Source organism: Hylemonella sp. GW821-FHT12C09 (assembly GCF_058807395.1).
This window is the reverse complement of record NZ_JBXAQQ010000003.1, coordinates 100,671-116,198: the sequence shown is the minus strand read 5'-3', so window position 1 is coordinate 116,198 and position 15,528 is coordinate 100,671. Positions and strand designations below refer to the sequence as shown.

The 15,528-nt window shown below is 62.3% G+C and carries 14 protein-coding genes; 1 reads left to right on the top strand and 13 read right to left on the bottom strand.

Annotated features, from left to right (window positions below):
• Window positions 1-53: 53 nt before the first annotated feature.
• From AC1RRP_RS06390 to hisH, 12 genes are all read right to left on the bottom strand, one after another.
• Window positions 54-1,913 carry a polysaccharide biosynthesis protein gene (locus tag AC1RRP_RS06390; RefSeq protein ID WP_493034341.1) on the bottom strand — a complete coding sequence of 620 codons (1,860 nt, stop codon included), beginning with the start codon at window positions 1,911-1,913 and terminating at the stop codon, window positions 54-56.
• A gap of 24 nt (window positions 1,914-1,937) precedes the next feature.
• Window positions 1,938-2,351, bottom strand: a complete 414-nt coding sequence (locus AC1RRP_RS06385) for an H-NS histone family protein (protein WP_493034339.1) — start codon at window positions 2,349-2,351, stop codon at window positions 1,938-1,940.
• A gap of 46 nt (window positions 2,352-2,397) precedes the next feature.
• Window positions 2,398-3,573 carry a DegT/DnrJ/EryC1/StrS family aminotransferase gene (locus tag AC1RRP_RS06380; protein WP_493034337.1) on the bottom strand — a complete coding sequence of 392 codons (1,176 nt, stop codon included), beginning with the start codon at window positions 3,571-3,573 and terminating at the stop codon, window positions 2,398-2,400.
• A gap of 19 nt (window positions 3,574-3,592) precedes the next feature.
• Window positions 3,593-4,225 carry an acetyltransferase gene (locus AC1RRP_RS06375; protein WP_493034335.1) on the bottom strand — a complete coding sequence of 211 codons (633 nt, stop codon included), beginning with the start codon at window positions 4,223-4,225 and terminating at the stop codon, window positions 3,593-3,595.
• On the bottom strand, window positions 4,222-4,815 hold the full coding sequence (locus tag AC1RRP_RS06370) for a sugar transferase (RefSeq protein WP_493034333.1): 594 nt from the start codon (window positions 4,813-4,815) through the stop codon (window positions 4,222-4,224). Before AC1RRP_RS06370 ends, AC1RRP_RS06375 begins: the two co-directional genes overlap by 4 nt.
• A gap of 4 nt (window positions 4,816-4,819) precedes the next feature.
• Window positions 4,820-6,073 carry a glycosyltransferase family 4 protein gene (locus tag AC1RRP_RS06365; protein WP_493034331.1) on the bottom strand — a complete coding sequence of 418 codons (1,254 nt, stop codon included), beginning with the start codon at window positions 6,071-6,073 and terminating at the stop codon, window positions 4,820-4,822.
• Window positions 6,074-6,080: 7 nt separating this feature from the next.
• Window positions 6,081-7,892 carry a glucosamine 6-phosphate synthetase gene (locus tag AC1RRP_RS06360; protein ID WP_493034329.1) on the bottom strand — a complete coding sequence of 604 codons (1,812 nt, stop codon included), beginning with the start codon at window positions 7,890-7,892 and terminating at the stop codon, window positions 6,081-6,083.
• Between the two features lie 28 nt (window positions 7,893-7,920).
• The gene (locus AC1RRP_RS06355; RefSeq protein ID WP_493034327.1) at window positions 7,921-9,030 is read right to left on the bottom strand and encodes a glycosyltransferase family 4 protein; all 1,110 of its coding nucleotides are present in this window, start codon (window positions 9,028-9,030) and stop codon (window positions 7,921-7,923) included.
• A gap of 18 nt (window positions 9,031-9,048) precedes the next feature.
• Window positions 9,049-10,212, bottom strand: coding sequence for a glycosyltransferase (locus tag AC1RRP_RS06350; RefSeq protein ID WP_493034326.1), 1,164 nt, complete (start codon window positions 10,210-10,212; stop codon window positions 9,049-9,051).
• A 59-nt stretch (window positions 10,213-10,271) separates the two neighbouring features.
• Window positions 10,272-11,543: an N-acetyl sugar amidotransferase gene (locus AC1RRP_RS06345; protein WP_493034324.1), complete on the bottom strand. Its 1,272-nt coding sequence runs from the start codon at window positions 11,541-11,543 to the stop codon at window positions 10,272-10,274.
• 93 nt (window positions 11,544-11,636) lie between these two features.
• Window positions 11,637-12,398 (bottom strand): AglZ/HisF2 family acetamidino modification protein, encoded by a 762-nt coding sequence (locus AC1RRP_RS06340; RefSeq protein WP_493034322.1) that lies wholly within the window; start codon window positions 12,396-12,398, stop codon window positions 11,637-11,639.
• Entirely contained in the window at window positions 12,395-13,009 is a 615-nt protein-coding gene (gene hisH / locus AC1RRP_RS06335) for an imidazole glycerol phosphate synthase subunit HisH (RefSeq protein WP_493034319.1), read from the bottom strand. Before hisH ends, AC1RRP_RS06340 begins: the two co-directional genes overlap by 4 nt.
• Before the next feature lie 226 nt (window positions 13,010-13,235).
• Between hisH and AC1RRP_RS06330 the strand changes: the two genes are divergently transcribed.
• Complete coding sequence (locus AC1RRP_RS06330; RefSeq protein WP_493034317.1) at window positions 13,236-14,057, top strand: NAD-dependent epimerase/dehydratase family protein; 822 nt, start codon at window positions 13,236-13,238, stop codon at window positions 14,055-14,057.
• A gap of 11 nt (window positions 14,058-14,068) precedes the next feature.
• On the opposite strand, the gene AC1RRP_RS06325 is transcribed toward AC1RRP_RS06330, so the two are convergent.
• Window positions 14,069-15,496, bottom strand: coding sequence for a glycosyltransferase (locus tag AC1RRP_RS06325; protein ID WP_493034314.1), 1,428 nt, complete (start codon window positions 15,494-15,496; stop codon window positions 14,069-14,071).
• Between the last annotated feature and the right edge of the window lie 32 nt (window positions 15,497-15,528).

Genomic DNA, 15,528 nt, shown 5'->3' with positions numbered 1-15,528 from the left:
GAGCGGCGTCGTCAGGCGCCAGCCCACCACCCATCGACCTCTTGAACCCATCTTCATTTCACCCCGCCATAACCGTGCACACACGTCACCAGAACAGCCTTGATCGCCTCTTTGTCGTCATGGCCGGCCGCCTGCCATAGCGCATCCAGCTGCGACTCCAGGATGGGCCATGGCAGGTAGTCCTCGTGCGCTTTCATGATGCGCTGATGCGCCGTGGGGGCGGGGCTGTCACCGATCAGCAGCTCCTCATAGAGTTTTTCGCCGGGACGCAGCCCCGTGATGACGATTTCAATATCCCCGTCAGGCTTGTCTGCATCACGCACCGACATCCCCGACAACTCCACCATGCGGCGGGCCAGTTCGATGATTTTTACCGGCTCACCCATATCCAGCACGAACACATCCCCGCCTGTCGCCATGGCGCCAGCCTGCAACACGAGTTGCGCGGCCTCGGGGATGGTCATGAAATAACGCGTCACGTCCTGATGCGTCACCGTCAGCGGGCCGCCCACGGCGAGCTGACGGCGGAACAGGGGCACCACGCTGCCGCTGGAGCCCAGGACATTGCCGAAGCGCACCATGCTGAAGCAGGTTTGCCCCGGCTCGGCGGCCATCGCCTGCAGCACCAGTTCGGCCATGCGCTTGCTGGCACCCATGACGTTGGTGGGGCGCACGGCCTTGTCGGTCGAGACCAGGACGAAGCGGGCGACACCGCAGTCCCGTGCCACGCGGGCCATGTGCAGTGTGCCAAAGACGTTATTGCGTATGCCTTCGGCGGGATTGGACTCCACCAGCGGCACATGCTTGTAGGCCGCAGCGTGGTAGACGGTGTGGGGCTGGTGGTGATGGCAGATCTCGCGCAGGCGGGCTTCGTGATTGACGCTACCGAGCAACGGCAACAGCCTGGTCGCAAGCCCCCCCCCCCGACACAGCGCCTCCAGTTCCTGGTGGATGCTGTAGAGCGCAAATTCGCTGTGATCCAGCAGAAGCAGCTGGCTGGGCTGCTGGCGCAGGATCTGGCGGCACAACTCGCTGCCAATGCTGCCGCCGGCGCCGGTGACCAGCACGATCTTGTGCGCCAGATCCCTGGCGATCAACTCGGCATGCGGGGGCACCGGGTCACGGCCGAGCAAGTCCTCGATGTCGAGTTCGCGAAAATCCTGCACCGTCACCCGGCCGCTGGTCAGGTCGGCCATGCCGGGCAGGGTGCGGATGTGCACCGGCAGGTGCCGCAGGCTTTCGATGATGCGGTTGCGGCGTTCACGCGTCACGCTCGGCAGGGCCAGCAGTATGTCTGTGATGCCCAGCCTCTTAACCAGTGCAGGGACGTCTGAACCTGCATACACATGCACGCCGTTGATGCTGCGCCCGATCTTGGTCGGGTCGTCATCAACGAAGCCCAGCAGGCTGTACTGGCCACTCATGGCCAGCGCCGCCGCCGTCTGGGCACCGGCCATGCCTGCGCCATAGATCAGGGAACGTCCCTGGCCTGCAAGCGCGCGCCCCTCGCCAGCCAGCCAGAAACGCGCCAGCGCCCGGCTGCCCCCCACCAGCAGCAGGAAGATGAGTGGCTGCAGCACACCCAGGCTGCGCGGCACATTGTCCCAACGCATCCACAGCAGGCTCGCCAACAGCAGCGCACCGTAGATCGCGACGGCCTTGGCCGTGGTCAGCAACGCGGCCTGCCCGGTGTAGCGAAAGATCGCCCGATAAAGGCCCAGGCGGACGAAGACAGGAATGGCCAGCAGCGGCGCCAGGACATAGACACGCCACTGCACCCCGTCCGGCCAGTGCGGGCTATCCAGGCGCAGGGAAAAAGCCAGCCAGGTTGCGGCCAGCGACAGGGCTAGGTCCAGGACCACGACCACCAGGCGTTTGATCGAACGCGGCCATGCCAGGACCTTGCGCTTCATGCCTATCCTTCGAGACATCACACTCTAGACCGCAAAGTTTTCCTTGGGCTTGCCGGCTGCGACCTGCGCAGCAAGCCAGCGCGGCATCAGCCCCCGGCCGCTCCAGGTTTCCCCGTTCGGGCCACGGTACTTGGCGGCGACCTTGACGCCTTCTTGATTCGAGGGTTTGCGAGCGGCTTTTTTCGCGACGCCCTTCTTCGCCGCCGCCTTTTTGGTCGCCGGTTTGGCGAGCGGGCTCCTTCGGGGCGCGGACTTGGCCTTGCCGCGGGTCTTGCGGGGTTTGCCTGCGCCCTGCTGCAAGTCCTTGAGCGTAATGCCGAAGGCCTCCATCATCGCGAGGATTTGCTTGACGGTCTTGCCGAACTCGCGTGACTTGATCTCGGTTGCCTGCTTCTGCAGCCTCTCGATCTGGCTCTGGATCTCGATGAGATTGCCCATGCTTGACTCCTTGATGAATGGCTATTGGCTCTTCAAACGATGCCTGTCAGGCGCTCGTCTGGGTCAGTACCTGGCGGATCGACTCGCAGGTCTTCTGGATCTCGGCCGCCGTGAGCGTCGGGTGAACCAGAAACATGAGGCTGTCCTCGCCCAGGGCCTGGGCCACGGGCAAGCGCCGGGCCGGACGCCAGGAGGTGCCTTCGAACGCCTTTTCCAGATAGACCTCTGAACACGAGCCCTGGTAACACGGAGCCCCCTGCGCACCGATGGCTTCGACGATGCGATCCCGGCTCCAGCCCGCGGCCAGATGCTGCGGCTGCACATAGACATAGCATTTGTAATGGGCATGCACGCTGCCAACCGGCAGTTCGGGCACCCGCACCGCGGCATGCCCACGACATGCTGCCAGGATGGCCTGCGCATGGGCCGTGCGCTGCCGGGACCACTCGCCCAGGCGCCGCAGCTGGATGCGGCCGATGGCGGCCTGCATCTCCAGCATGCGCCAGTTGGTGCCGAAGCTCTCGTGCAGCCAGCGAAACCCCGGGGGGTGCTGGCGCTCGTACACCGCGGCATAACTCTTGCCGTGGTCCTTGTAGGCCCACATGGCTCGCCACACGGCTTCGTCATCTGTCGTGACCATGCCGCCTTCGCCGCCGGTCGTCATGATCTTGTCCTGGCAGAAGCTCCAGGCCCCGACATGGCCGATGCTGCCCACGCTGCGCCCCTTGTAGCGGGCGCCGTGCGCCTGGGCACAGTCCTCGATGACTTTCAGGCCATGCTGGGCCGCCAGCGCCATGATGGGGTCCATGTCGCAGGGCCAGCCCGCCAGGTGCACGCAGATCACGGCCCTGGTACGCGGGGTGAGCACCGCTGCGATGGTGTGCGCGGACAGGTTGCCGCTGTCGGGTTCGACGTCGGCAAACACGGGCGTGGCACCCGCATTGACTACGCAGGACACGCTGGCGATGAAGGTGCGCGGCGTGACCACCACCTCGTCGCCGGGACCGATGCCCAGGCCCTTGAGGGCCAGGTCCAGCGCCAGGGTCCCATTGGCCAGCGCAATCGCATGGCGCGTGCCGCACCAGGCCGCGAACTCGCGCTCGAACTCGCGGCATTCGCTGCCGGTCCAGTAATTGACCTTGTTGGACAGCAGGACCTGCTGCACGGCCCGTGCCTCCTCATCGGTGAAGCTGGGCCAGGGAGAAAAGGGGGTGTTCAACATCTGTCTGCGTGTCCAATCTTCATGATTGTCGGGCTTGCAGCAGGCGCGCCGGATTGCCCACCACCGTCTGCGCATCGGGCACCGGCTGGACCACCACGGCACCAGCCCCGACCATGACGCGATCACCGATGGTCATGCCCTGCTTCACGGCCGCCCCCACGCCCACCCAGCTGCAGCGTCCCACCCGGACATTGCCCGAGAGATGGACGCCCGGGCAGATGTGCACGGCGTCGTCCAGCTGACAATCGTGATCGACCGTCGCACCGGTGTTGACGATGCCGGCCTGCCCCACGGTGGCATCGATGTTCACCACCGCACCGGCCATCACCACCGTGCCCAGGCCCAGCGCGGCATGGCGGCTCACGGTCGCCGCGGGATGCACCACGGTCACCAGCAGCGCACCGGCGGCCAGGAGTGCCTGGTGCTTTTCCCAGCGGACCGCGCAATCGCCGATGGACACCAGCACACCCTGAAACTCCTGCAAGCGCGCCATCAGCGCAGCGCCGTCACCCGTGACGGGCCAGGCCCCGTTGTGGCTGCGCTGCGGCCAGGCATCGTCGAAAAACTCCACGCTGTCCCAGCCGCTGGCCAGGGCGGCGTCGGCCACCACCTTGCCGTGGCCGCTGGCACCGAGCAGGGCGAGCCGCTTCATGACTTGTCCCCCGTGAACCGGGTCATGGTGGCCTCACCCTGGGCGCTGATGCCTTCGCGCACCAGCACCTTGCGCACCGTCAGCCAGAGGATGCGCAGGTCGAGCCAGAGCGAGCGGTGGTCGATATACCAGACGTCGAGCTTGAAACGCTCCTCCCAGCTGACGGCATTGCGCCCGTTGACCTGGGCCCAGCCGGTGATGCCCGGGCGCACCTCGTGCCGGCGCGCCTGCTCGGGGGAGTACAAGGGCAGGTACTCCATCAGCAGGGGGCGCGGGCCGACCAGGCTCATCTCGCCGCGCAGCACGTTCCACAACTCGGGCAGTTCGTCCAGGCTGCTGGCACGCAGGAAGCGACCGAAGGCGGTGAGCCGCTGGGCGTCCGGCAGCAGTTCACCGTCAGGACCGCGCTCGTCCGTCATGGTGCGGAACTTGACCATCATGAACGGCCGCCCGTGCAGGCCGGGGCGGACCTGGCGGAACAGGGCGGGGCTGCCGAGCTTGCGCCGCACCATCGCATACAGCACGAGCAAGGGCAGGGCCAGAACGGCCAGCGCGGCGATGGCCACCACCAGGTCGAACAGGCGCTTCATGGGCTCAAGCCCCCGGCCCGGCGACCTGGTCGCCAGCGGGCCCGTCCAGGAGGATCGCCAGGTAGTTCTTCGCCAGCGTCTCGTAGCGGCGCTTGGCCAGGATCCAGGCCCGGCCCCGCTGGCCGATGGCTTCACGTGCCGGCGCGTCCATGGCCGCATAACGCAAGACTTCCCGTCGCAGCGCCGCCACGTCGCCGGCCGGCACGTAGGTGCCGCAATCGGCCTCGTTGATCATCGAGGGGTAGCCGGTATAAGACGCCACGACCGGCTTGCCGGCCAGCATATAGTCGATCACCTTGTTCAGGGACTGCCCGTATTTCCAGACCGTTGACACATGCACCGAGAAATACAGCAGGTCGCACCTCGAAAGAACCGACTGCACCATCTGCTTGGGCACCCGGGGCGCAAACGTCAGGTTGGGCAGGTGGGCGTACTTGCGCTGGTAGTGTGCCCGCAGGTCGCCCTCGCCGACAACGAGGAAGTGGACCCGGGGATCGTCTTTCATCGACTCGGCGCAGTCGAGCATGGTGTCCAGCGCATTGGTGATGCCGATGGTGCCGGCATGCGCCACGATGAACTTGCCACGGGGGATGTACTTCTCGACGTAGTCGGCCGGCAGCTCGTCGCCTGCAGCCAGCGTTGCCTCGTCGACCCCCATGGGAATGCAGTGGGTCGCCTTGGCCTGCCCCAGCACGCTGGCGACATGTTCGCCGAGGTTCGGCATGGTGCCGACGATGGCATCGGCGTAGCGGTAACCCAGCTTCTCGATGAAGCCCAGGCCCAGCACCAGCGGATTCCAGCGGCTGAAGCCGCCCTCCTCGGTGATGGTCAGAGGCCAGATATCGCGGATCTCGAGCACCAGGCGGCACTTGTAGCGCCGACGCAGCAGGAAGCCGTTGAGGATGGTGAGCAGGGACAGGCTGGAGACGATGACGACGTCGGGCGTTGGCAGCGGGCCCTTGGGCAGGCGCCAGAGCCGCCACTCGAAATCCAGCCAGCTCAGGATGCGCCGCAAGGACTTGGCCACCGAGTATTTCATGGTGCGGACCCAGTACAGCTGGATGCCGTCAACCTCCTGGAGCAGGCAGGGCCGGTCGAGCCTGGGCACCTCGGCCAGCTGGTTCGAGTCCGACGTGATGATCACGCTTCTGTAACCCAAGCGGGCGAACTCCCGCATGATCAGGTAGCCGCGCCCGCCCGCGCTGGCCTTGGCAGGCGGGGAGACGTACTTGGAAACGTACCAGATGCAGGGTTTCACTTGCGGCTCAATACAGTTTCGGGATGGCGTTCACCACCTTGATGGCTTCCTTGAAGTCCACGCCCACGGCATCGAGGTACCACTTGATGTTGGGATACCGCGGCGTGTTTTCCTCCAGCACCATCTCGAGTGCCTCGGCGCGCGTCAGGTCCCCTTCGCGGATCTGGTTGCTGCGGAAGGTGTCGTGCTCCGTGAAGCCCGCGACCGTGTAATAGATGTAGTTGTAGAAGGCGGCCGTGCCGTCGCCGATGCGCCAGGTGGTCCTGGTGTCGGGCGCCTTTTCCCAGTCGTAGCCGGCCAGCGTGTCGTCGATCTGCTTCTCGTCCCAGCGCCAATAGTCGAAGATGTGGTAGTAGTCGGTCTTCTTCGTGAAGCTGCGGTAATACTCGCCCGACAAGGTGTCCCACAGGGAGCTGTTGAAATAACCCGGACTCGCCAGCATCGCCTTGAGACGCAGGTATTGGTAGCGCAGCTGCTTCATCGCGCCATGCGAATAGACGCGCTTCTCCTCGAAATCGGGCGGCACGCCCAGGAAGCCCGCCTTGAAATGCGTCACCTCCAGGGGGTTGATGCCCCACAGGTTCAGGCTGATGCCGGTCTGCGCCTTGATGGTCTCGATGTGCCGGAAGAAATGCTTGTCGCCCGCGGTCAGGATGCTGATCATGCCCAGGTGCGGGGACTTGAGCCAGGCCCGCAGGTTCTTGGCGATGTGCTCCCGCTTCCTGGTAATGTCGTCCGCGACGATGATGTTCTCAACGCCGAGTTCGGCACACATGCGGCTGATGTTGCGGCGCCCCAGATCCGTCACCATGCCCCAGTCATAGGTGTAGGTGATCGGCTTCATCTTGAGTTCATTGACGATCAGATGCAGGCCGTAGCAGCTGTCGCGCCCGCCGGAGAAGGGCACGATGCAATCGTTGCCCTTCGTCCTGCGATAGGACTCGACCAGCTTGAACAACTCCTCCTTCGGCCGCGGCTTGTTGCGCGGCTTGTAGTGCCGGCAGTAATTGCAGACGCCGTCAGCATCGAAGTTGATGAAGGGCATGGTCTCGGTCAGCAGGCATCTGGTGCAGCGCCGCAGGTCGTGCTTGCGGTATTCGAGCAGTTTCTCCTCGGCGCCCGACAGTGACAGGGCCGGGATCAGGTCGGTCTTGCGCTCCTTGCGATCCGAGATGTCCAGCTCGGCCTGAGAGGCAGGAATGTCGACAAACACCGCCTCCTTGACCTGCTGGACATCTGCACAGCCAATGACGGTCAGGGGATAATTTTCCGAGGCGAAAAAAGTCGTCGCCCCCTTGCGCCCCATGTACAGGCTGCCGTTGTTCGAGAAAAGGCACAACTTGCCCAACCGGGGCAGGATCAATGCGCAGGCCACCACACCGCGGCACAGGCCCAGGATGCGCGCGGGCAGCTGCTCGAGGGCGCCGCCGGACTCCAGGTGCGCCGCCGCGATGGCCGCGATCACTTCCGTGTCGATCTGCAGGGTTCGTGCCTTGCCAATCTCGGCCCAGACGACATCGTCGTTGACGACGATACCGTTGTGCAGCACGGCCACGCCGTCACGCACGACGGGCTGGTTGTCCCCCAGGCCGTTGGTGATCAGCCGGCTGTGCCCCAGCACGAGATGGCTGGCCTGGGGCCGAACCTCCTTGAGCAGCCGGGTGATCGGGTAGTCGGCGCGATAGACGTGATAGGCGTCGTCGATGAAAGTCACCAGCCCGCTGGAATCCCGCCCCCGCTGCTGGGAATGCTTGACCAGAACATTCAACTCGCCCTCATGGACCGGCGAGGACGAGACGACGCCAAATATTCCGCACATTTAGGTTACCGAAAAAGAAATCGAAATTTTAAGAAGACAGGAGATGACCATAAAACTCGATGAGTTTGGCCTCCTCGTTCGACCAGTTGAACTTGCTCTCGATCAACCTGCGACCATTCTGCCCCATTTGCTGTGCACGCTCGGGATCAGCCACCAGCTCGTCGATCGCCTTGGCGATGGCGACCGGATCGAGGGGGTCGACACAGACCCCGCAATCTGCAGATTCCAGGATCTGCTGCCACAGGGGGAAATTCGAAGCGATCACAGGTATCCCGGCCGACATGTATTCAAACATCTTGATCGGCAAGGCGTCCAGGTAATTGATGATCGGATGCAAGGTCACCACCCCCGCCATGGAGCGCCCCAGCACCTCGCGAACACCGCGACGATCCAGAACACCCAGCGCATGGACCTTGCCCCAGCCCGGATACGTCCGGACCTCGGCCTCAACCTGCGTCTCGGCGAAACCGCCCACCAGGTTCAGGCGCACCGAGGCCTGAGTCGTCTCCATGGCACGCACAAGCTCCTTGATGCCACGAATCCGGGCAATGCTCCCGATATAACAAACCTCATTCGCCTTGTCCTGCCATGGAACGGCAGACTCCAGTTCACCGAGCATGGGGAAGTTGTTGACATCCACCGAGCGCGGATGGATTTTCGCGAACTTGTCGCGAATATGGGGGGTCGCTGTCACGACCCCGTCAAAGCGCGCACAGGCATGGCGCTCGAAACGGGCAAACACCCACGACAGGATTCGCCGCACGACCGGATGCAGATAGTGTTTGCCCAGAAGCTGCTGGGGGACATCCTCATGGGCATCGAACACCACCTTTTTGCCCAGGCGCTTGAGCCTGAGGCCGGTCGGCAGCAATTCGGGATCATGCAGGTGATAGACATCGGCATCCAGTTCGACCGCCTTGCGGTAGACCCTTCGCGTTGTCTTGAACATCCGTGAGAATCGACCACGGGAGCTTCCTGCATCAAGGATCGTCACGCCCTCGCGCACCTCATCTCCGCGACCATCCGCAACCACCAGAGCGACTTCATGCCCATGCCGAGCCAGGCTCCGGCACTCCTTCAGGAATATCCGTATGTCGTCACGCGGATGCGCGGACGTCAGATGAACGACACGAGCCACATCGCCTCCGTCCGTATCTCAGTGGAATGCATGGTTGCCGCCCCCCGCCGCGAAGCCCAGCGCCTTGTACATCGCCAGCAAATTTTTCTCTTCTTCCTGCCAGCAATACAGCCGGCCGGACTCTCTTGTGTTTGCACGCTTCGCCGACAGCTCCGCCGCCGTCAGCCCTGTCACCAGGCGACGAAGCGCCTGCGCATCAGGCGCCACCTTCCAGCCGCAATCGTACTCATCCACGAAGCGCCCCATCTCGGGAAAGGCGCTGACCACCGCCGGCACCCCACAAGCCGCATACTCGAACAGCTTGTTGGGCAGGCACAGGTAGTAGCTGAGGCACACGTTCTCGATCAGGGAAATGCCGACATCAGCGTCCACCGTGTAATCCTTGACCTGCTCCGGTGGCACGGCGGGCATGAAATGGATGTTGGCATGCCGCGCTGCGGCCTCCCTGATCCGCCCTTCCAGCTCCCCGTACCCCATGAAGACCAGGTGCCGGTCCGGGGGCAATGCCGCAAAAGCGTCGATCAGCAGCCCGACCCCACGCCCGGGTGCCAACAGGCCCTGATAGAGAAAGAGCTGCACGTCGGGCGCAAGCCCGACGGCCCGGCGCAGCAACCCGGTGCGAACCGGCTCCGACTCGCTGCGGTACGGCACATTGCGCACCACCCAGACCTGCTTCAGCCGGTAGCGTGCGGCATACCAGTCGGCGATCGAACGGTTCACCACGCAAACCGCATCCGCGAATCCGATCAACGTGTGCTCCAGCCGGCGCGCCAGCCATTGGCGACCTCCGTGAAGACCGGCGGTCTCCGTTTCAAGCTCATGCGGGTCATAGATCAGCACACAACGCTTCCATAGCTTGACGAGCACCGAAAGCGGCAGCACCGGCAGGCTGTGGCAATTGAAGCAGGCCACCTTCTCCCCGCGCAGGGCCCACAGGACACCGAGATACCATCCGACGGCCTTGAACAGGCGCCCCACGGCGCCCTTCATCGAACCCCCGATCATCGGTGCCACGCGCAGTACCTCGATGCCGTCCCCCAGCATCTCGTGCCTGGGAAGCCCCTCTTTCCAAACCGCCAGCACTCTCACCCGCGAGAACACGGCCTGGCCCCTCAAGCTGCGGACAATCTTGAGGATCCTGGACTCGTTCGCAAAGATGGAAGGATAGATATGGATATTCAAGGCAACCCCGGTTTCCCCGCCTCATGTCTCGCGCACCCGTCAGGGCACCGCCGAGAAAACTAGCCTCGGGACTTCAGTCCGATCTTCGCCAGGCCCCGCACCGGCAATGCCAGCACCTGCCTGGCAAACCGGTAGACCCGCACCGCCAAGCGGCGCTTGCGCTGGTGATTCGGGAACTCGCTGTAATGATGGGCGGGCTGCTCGACCAGGGTTTCGAATTCGGTCAAGGACAGGCCGAGTTTCTTCGCGATGAAGATCTTGTCTTCTGCCAACAGCTTCGGGTCATACAGTGGCGCCGTCAAAGCCTCCAGCGCCTCCGCCCGAGTCATCTGGCCGGACACCACGAGGCTGGACAAATGTGCCTTGCGCTTGTCGTAGCCGAACTTGTAGGGCAGGTAATAAGCTTGGAAGAAGCGGGTCCAGCGCGACTCATAGTGTTTGCCGCCGTAATAGCGCCACCCGTAGTCCTTCTCCAGAATCCGGATCGCCTCTTCCTTGTTGTAGGGCAGGCAGTTCAGCGGCCGCAGCACTTCCATCTTCAGAAGGAAGGGGTATTTCACGTACAGGTCAAAAAAGCTGACCACCGGGAAATCGCCCCGGGACCGGGATCCGAAGCGGGCATGGATGGCTTTCACATGCGTGGCGTCCATGGCGTCATAGCCCCAGGCTGCCGGCAATATGCTCTCGGTCGCGAAATTGCCCCCGTTGATCACGTACTTGATGCCAGCTTTCTCGGCGTAGCCATATAAAGCCGCGAAAAAAGCATGGTCCTGAGGCACGTCCTGATTGGCAAGATTCGAGCGCAGGAAGGCCAGCTGCATGTCGCGCATTTCCTCCCAGTCGACCACGTGCGTGACCAGATCGAAGCCCAGGCGGCGACAGATCTGCTCGATGTTCATCACCGCCAGTTCCGAATTCCAGCCGGCGTCGACGTGCACCACCAGAGGCCGCAGGCCCCATTCGGCGACCTTGACCGCGATGTAGGAACTGTCAATACCGCCCGACAGACCGATGATGCAGTCGTAGCGCTTGCCCTGGCCGTAGGCCTTGACGGCTGCGATCATCTCCTCCAGCTTGGCCGGATCCCCCTGCAGGGAGGGCCAGGTCGGCTTGACGCTGTTGTCAAAGTAATGGCAATGACTGCACACCCCCTGCTCATCGAACTCGATCTCGGGATCGGTCGTGTCCATGACACAACGCGTACAGACCTGGTACGGGCGCCCTTTGGGCACAAACGCAGCCTGCTGGATGGGGCGCCCGTCCACAGGGGCGCGGATCGCGTCTACAGGATGGCTGTAGTCAGGTTTTTGCATAGGCTCGGTGTCGGTCATGGGGGTTCGGTGCGGATGTGGATCTACCCATCCACGGCCTGATTATCCGCGAAGCGAAGCGCCGCCTTTGTGCCACGACAGGCCAGCCCGGACTTACGGCAAGCGCTTGGCCAGCTCCGTGCGCGCCGGGTAATTGATGAGGACGGCCCGATGCGGCCCGACAAACACGAACAGGCTGCCCGCCGCCACTGCGGAGGCCCCGCCCTCATGCACCGCAGCGACAAAGTCGTCGATGCCCGAGGCGCCACCACACGCGACCACGGGGACACTGACCGCCGACGACACCTCGCGGATCAGCTTGAGGTCGTAACCCGACTGGGTTCCGTCCCGGTCCACGGCATTGACGATGATTTCCCCCACGCCGAGTCGCTCCAGTTCCACGACATGCTCTTTCAGGCCGAGCGGCTGCCTGGTCTTCCCGGCATGGGAACTGAGTTCATAACGCCCCAGGAGGGTGCGTCGGACATCGACGCACCCGACGATGCTCTGGGAACCGTAGATCGCGACAGCATCACGGATCAATTGCGGCGCGGTATAAGCCGCCGTATCGATGACGACCTTCTCAAAGCCCAGGGCGAAGATCCGCTGGACCTGCTCCAGTGTCGTGATCCCGCCCCCGTAGGCCATGGGCATGAAGGCCTCGCCTGCGATATCGGCCAGCAGATCGAAATCCGGGCCCCGGCCTTCGGGCGTGGCCGTGATGTCGACGAACACCAGTTCATCGACCTCCTTCTCGTTGAAGATCCGGACCGAGTTGATGGGGTCCCCGATGTACTTGGGGTCCTTGAACTTCACAGTCTTGACCAGGCCCTTTCCCCGCAGCAGCAGGACCGGAATGACGCGCGTCTTGTTCATGTGGGCTGCATCTCGACAAACGCCTTCATCAAGGCCAGGCCGTGGCGCAAGGACTTTTCCGGATGGAACTGGGTCCCGAAGATATTCCCCCGCTGAACCGCGCACGTGAACTCGACGCCGTGAGTGGCTGTCGCAAGCACGTCCCCGGCATCTGCGCAGTGCATCTTGTACGAATGGACGAAATAGAACCGGGCGTCCTCACTCATCTTGTCCAGCAGAGGCGAAGACTTCTTGCGCACGATCTGGTTCCACCCCATGTGCGGCACGCGTATGCCCGGCATGGCCTGGAATTTATGACATTCCATGTCGATCCAGCCGAGTCCGGCGGCATCCCCCTCTTCACTGCCCCTGCCAAGAATTTGCGCGCCCAGGCAAATGCCAAGCACCGGGCGCTTCAGCTCCAGCGCGAACTGGTCCAGCGTCTCACGCAGCCCCGAAGCATTCAGCATCTTCATCCCATGGTCGAAGTGCCCGACTCCGGGCAACAGGAGCTTGTCTGCCGCCAGAATTTCACTGGCACGACAAGTCACTTGCGTCTCGGCGCCTGCTTTCCTCAGCATGCTGCATACAGACGAAATGTTGCCAACGCCATAGTCAAGAATGGCTATCATGCTATGAATGTCATCTAGTGATTGTGATCAAATGCACCGCCAGGGTCGACATGCCAACCACGCATCGATTGGCAGACAATACTGGAGGCGTTACGATGGAATCCAGGCCCCGATGTGACGCCAGCCCTCGCGGGATTTGTTTTGAGATTGCCCGCCTTCCATTGCAATTTTATCGCCCCGACGGATCGAGCCTTACGCATCATCAGCTCCCATTTCAGAATATCCAATGACTCCACGAATCGAACAAAAAAAATTGCGGTGCCTGCTTACGGGAGCGCGTGGCAATCTCGGCCATGCGATTCAGAGAACCAATGCCTTTGACATTGTTGCCGCCGATCGCAGCAACTGGCCAAAACTGCGACAAGAGAACAACCCCGGCACCGATTTAATTATCCATGCGGCCGGCGACCTGACAACTCCACTCTCGCAACACCCAACCACCTTCATCGACTCCAATACAAGAGCCCTCGCCGAAGTACTGGAATGGGCCGGGAAGTGGGGCATCCCCAGGCTGTTCTTCGTCAGTAGCTGCGCCGTTTATGGGGATACGACTTCAAGCCATGAGTCATCGGCAACGCAGCCACTTTCCGCCAACGGAATCGCAAAACTCCTCTCCGAAAGGCTGACCGAAGCATACTGCCAAGCCAACAAGATCGACTACACGATACTGCGTGTGTTCAACATCTTCGGCGGAAACGACAGGTTCTCAGTACTGCACCATCTGCATCAGGCACTGGTGACGTCCAAGCCTTTCACATTGAACAACCAGGGGCGCGCACACAGGGACTTCGTTCATGTCGATGATGTCGCCGAAATCATCGCGAAGCTCTCAGGCATCCCAAAATTGCCGGCCATCATCAACATCGGCACGGGCACAACCACCAGAATCGCCGACCTGGTGACCAGCTTTTCACGCCACCATCCCAACCTGCAAATATCACATCGCCAGTCCGCCGAAGCAGAATACTCACGCGCAGATATTGAAAGGTTGAATTCGTACATCTCGCACAACTTCCGGTCCATACTGGACTACGTTCAGGCAGCCTAGGCACCCCTCGATCACTTCTTATCCGAAGGCTTCAAGGCAAGCCGCGCGACCAGTTCGATGAGGCGATTCGCATAGTCGGTGTAGTTCTTGCCTGCGTTGTAGTTCGCATCCCACATGGCGCGACTTCCCTCCCGGAGTGCAAGCCGGCTCTTGGGGCTCAGGCAAACCGCCTCGATGGCTTCTGCAATCTCAGTCGGCTCCGGGTGGTGGCTCAAGAGCACTCCATTCCCTGCCGAGACGATCTCCTTGTTGCCACCCACGGCGGTGGCCACCACCGGGATGGAGCAGCTGATGGCTTCCATAATGGAAACGGGCGTCCCCTCTGAGCTGCTGACGTTGACAAAGACGTCAACCGGGTTCTCTCTGTACCACTTGTAAATCGTGCCTGTGTCTACATGCCCCATCAGCTGCCACCGCACGTTCGACGGAAGTATGGCTTCTGCCAACCCTTTTATTTCGGCATGCATGGGCCCATCTCCGAAGTGAACCCATTCAACAGATAATCCTAGCGTTCGCCTTGAGAGCTCCGCCACCCCCCGAACCAGCAAGTCGATACGCTTCACCTCAACCAGAAATGCGCACGAAACAACCCTGACCGTCCCGTCGCCGGAGGCTGTTGCGGCAAACCCGGGGTCATCGGTCCCCAACAGTGCTGGCCAGATTTTCTCGGCATGTTGGGGGTATTTGCGCCTCAAGTACTCGGTACCCCCCATTGAATCCGGCGAAACCCAATCGAGCAGGTCAATCGTCCGCTCCTGGAAGGGAATGTATTGAGGTGTGTGCCGCTCCGCATACAGATCGCCACCATGCGCCCGGGCCACCACACCCAGGGGCACATGGGCACGCGATCGCATGATGCCGACGCCCAGCGCAGAGACATCCAGCCAAAAGCTGTAAAACAGCAGGCCGCCGCTACGGCGCTCACCGGAGAGGACGGTACGCTCGACCCATTGACCGATCACCTTGGCGCGGCCAAGGAAAACCGCCGTGCGCAAAAGTGTCTTGGGACGCAGCAGCAGCCATAAGTTGCTTTGTATCTCCCGATACAGCGTCAGAGAGAACAACCCTCTCAACAACAATGAGCTTCGTGCCGGTTTCGAAAGACTTTTCGCCAGTGAAATATCCACATGCGCCCCAGCCGGCACTTGACTGCACAAGCCACTCACATCTTGCGGGACGATCACGACCTTTGAGAACTTCCTGACAAAGCGCTCGATTTCCGGCTCGAGAAACGTTCTTTCAGCCGCCACCGAATAAGGGTAGCTTGCTGTCAGCACGAATATTGTTGGTTTCTCCTGCTCCACTTTTCGAACTTGTTCCTGTTGCCCGTACACCGCAGGCATTTTATGATGCACCTTGGCATGACCCAACGAATGGCAAAGCCCCGCGTCATTGCAAAGCACGCCAACGACCGCCCCCTCCCGCGAGCACTGCATCATCGGATGCTCATCATCTCCGTGACGGGTCAGGG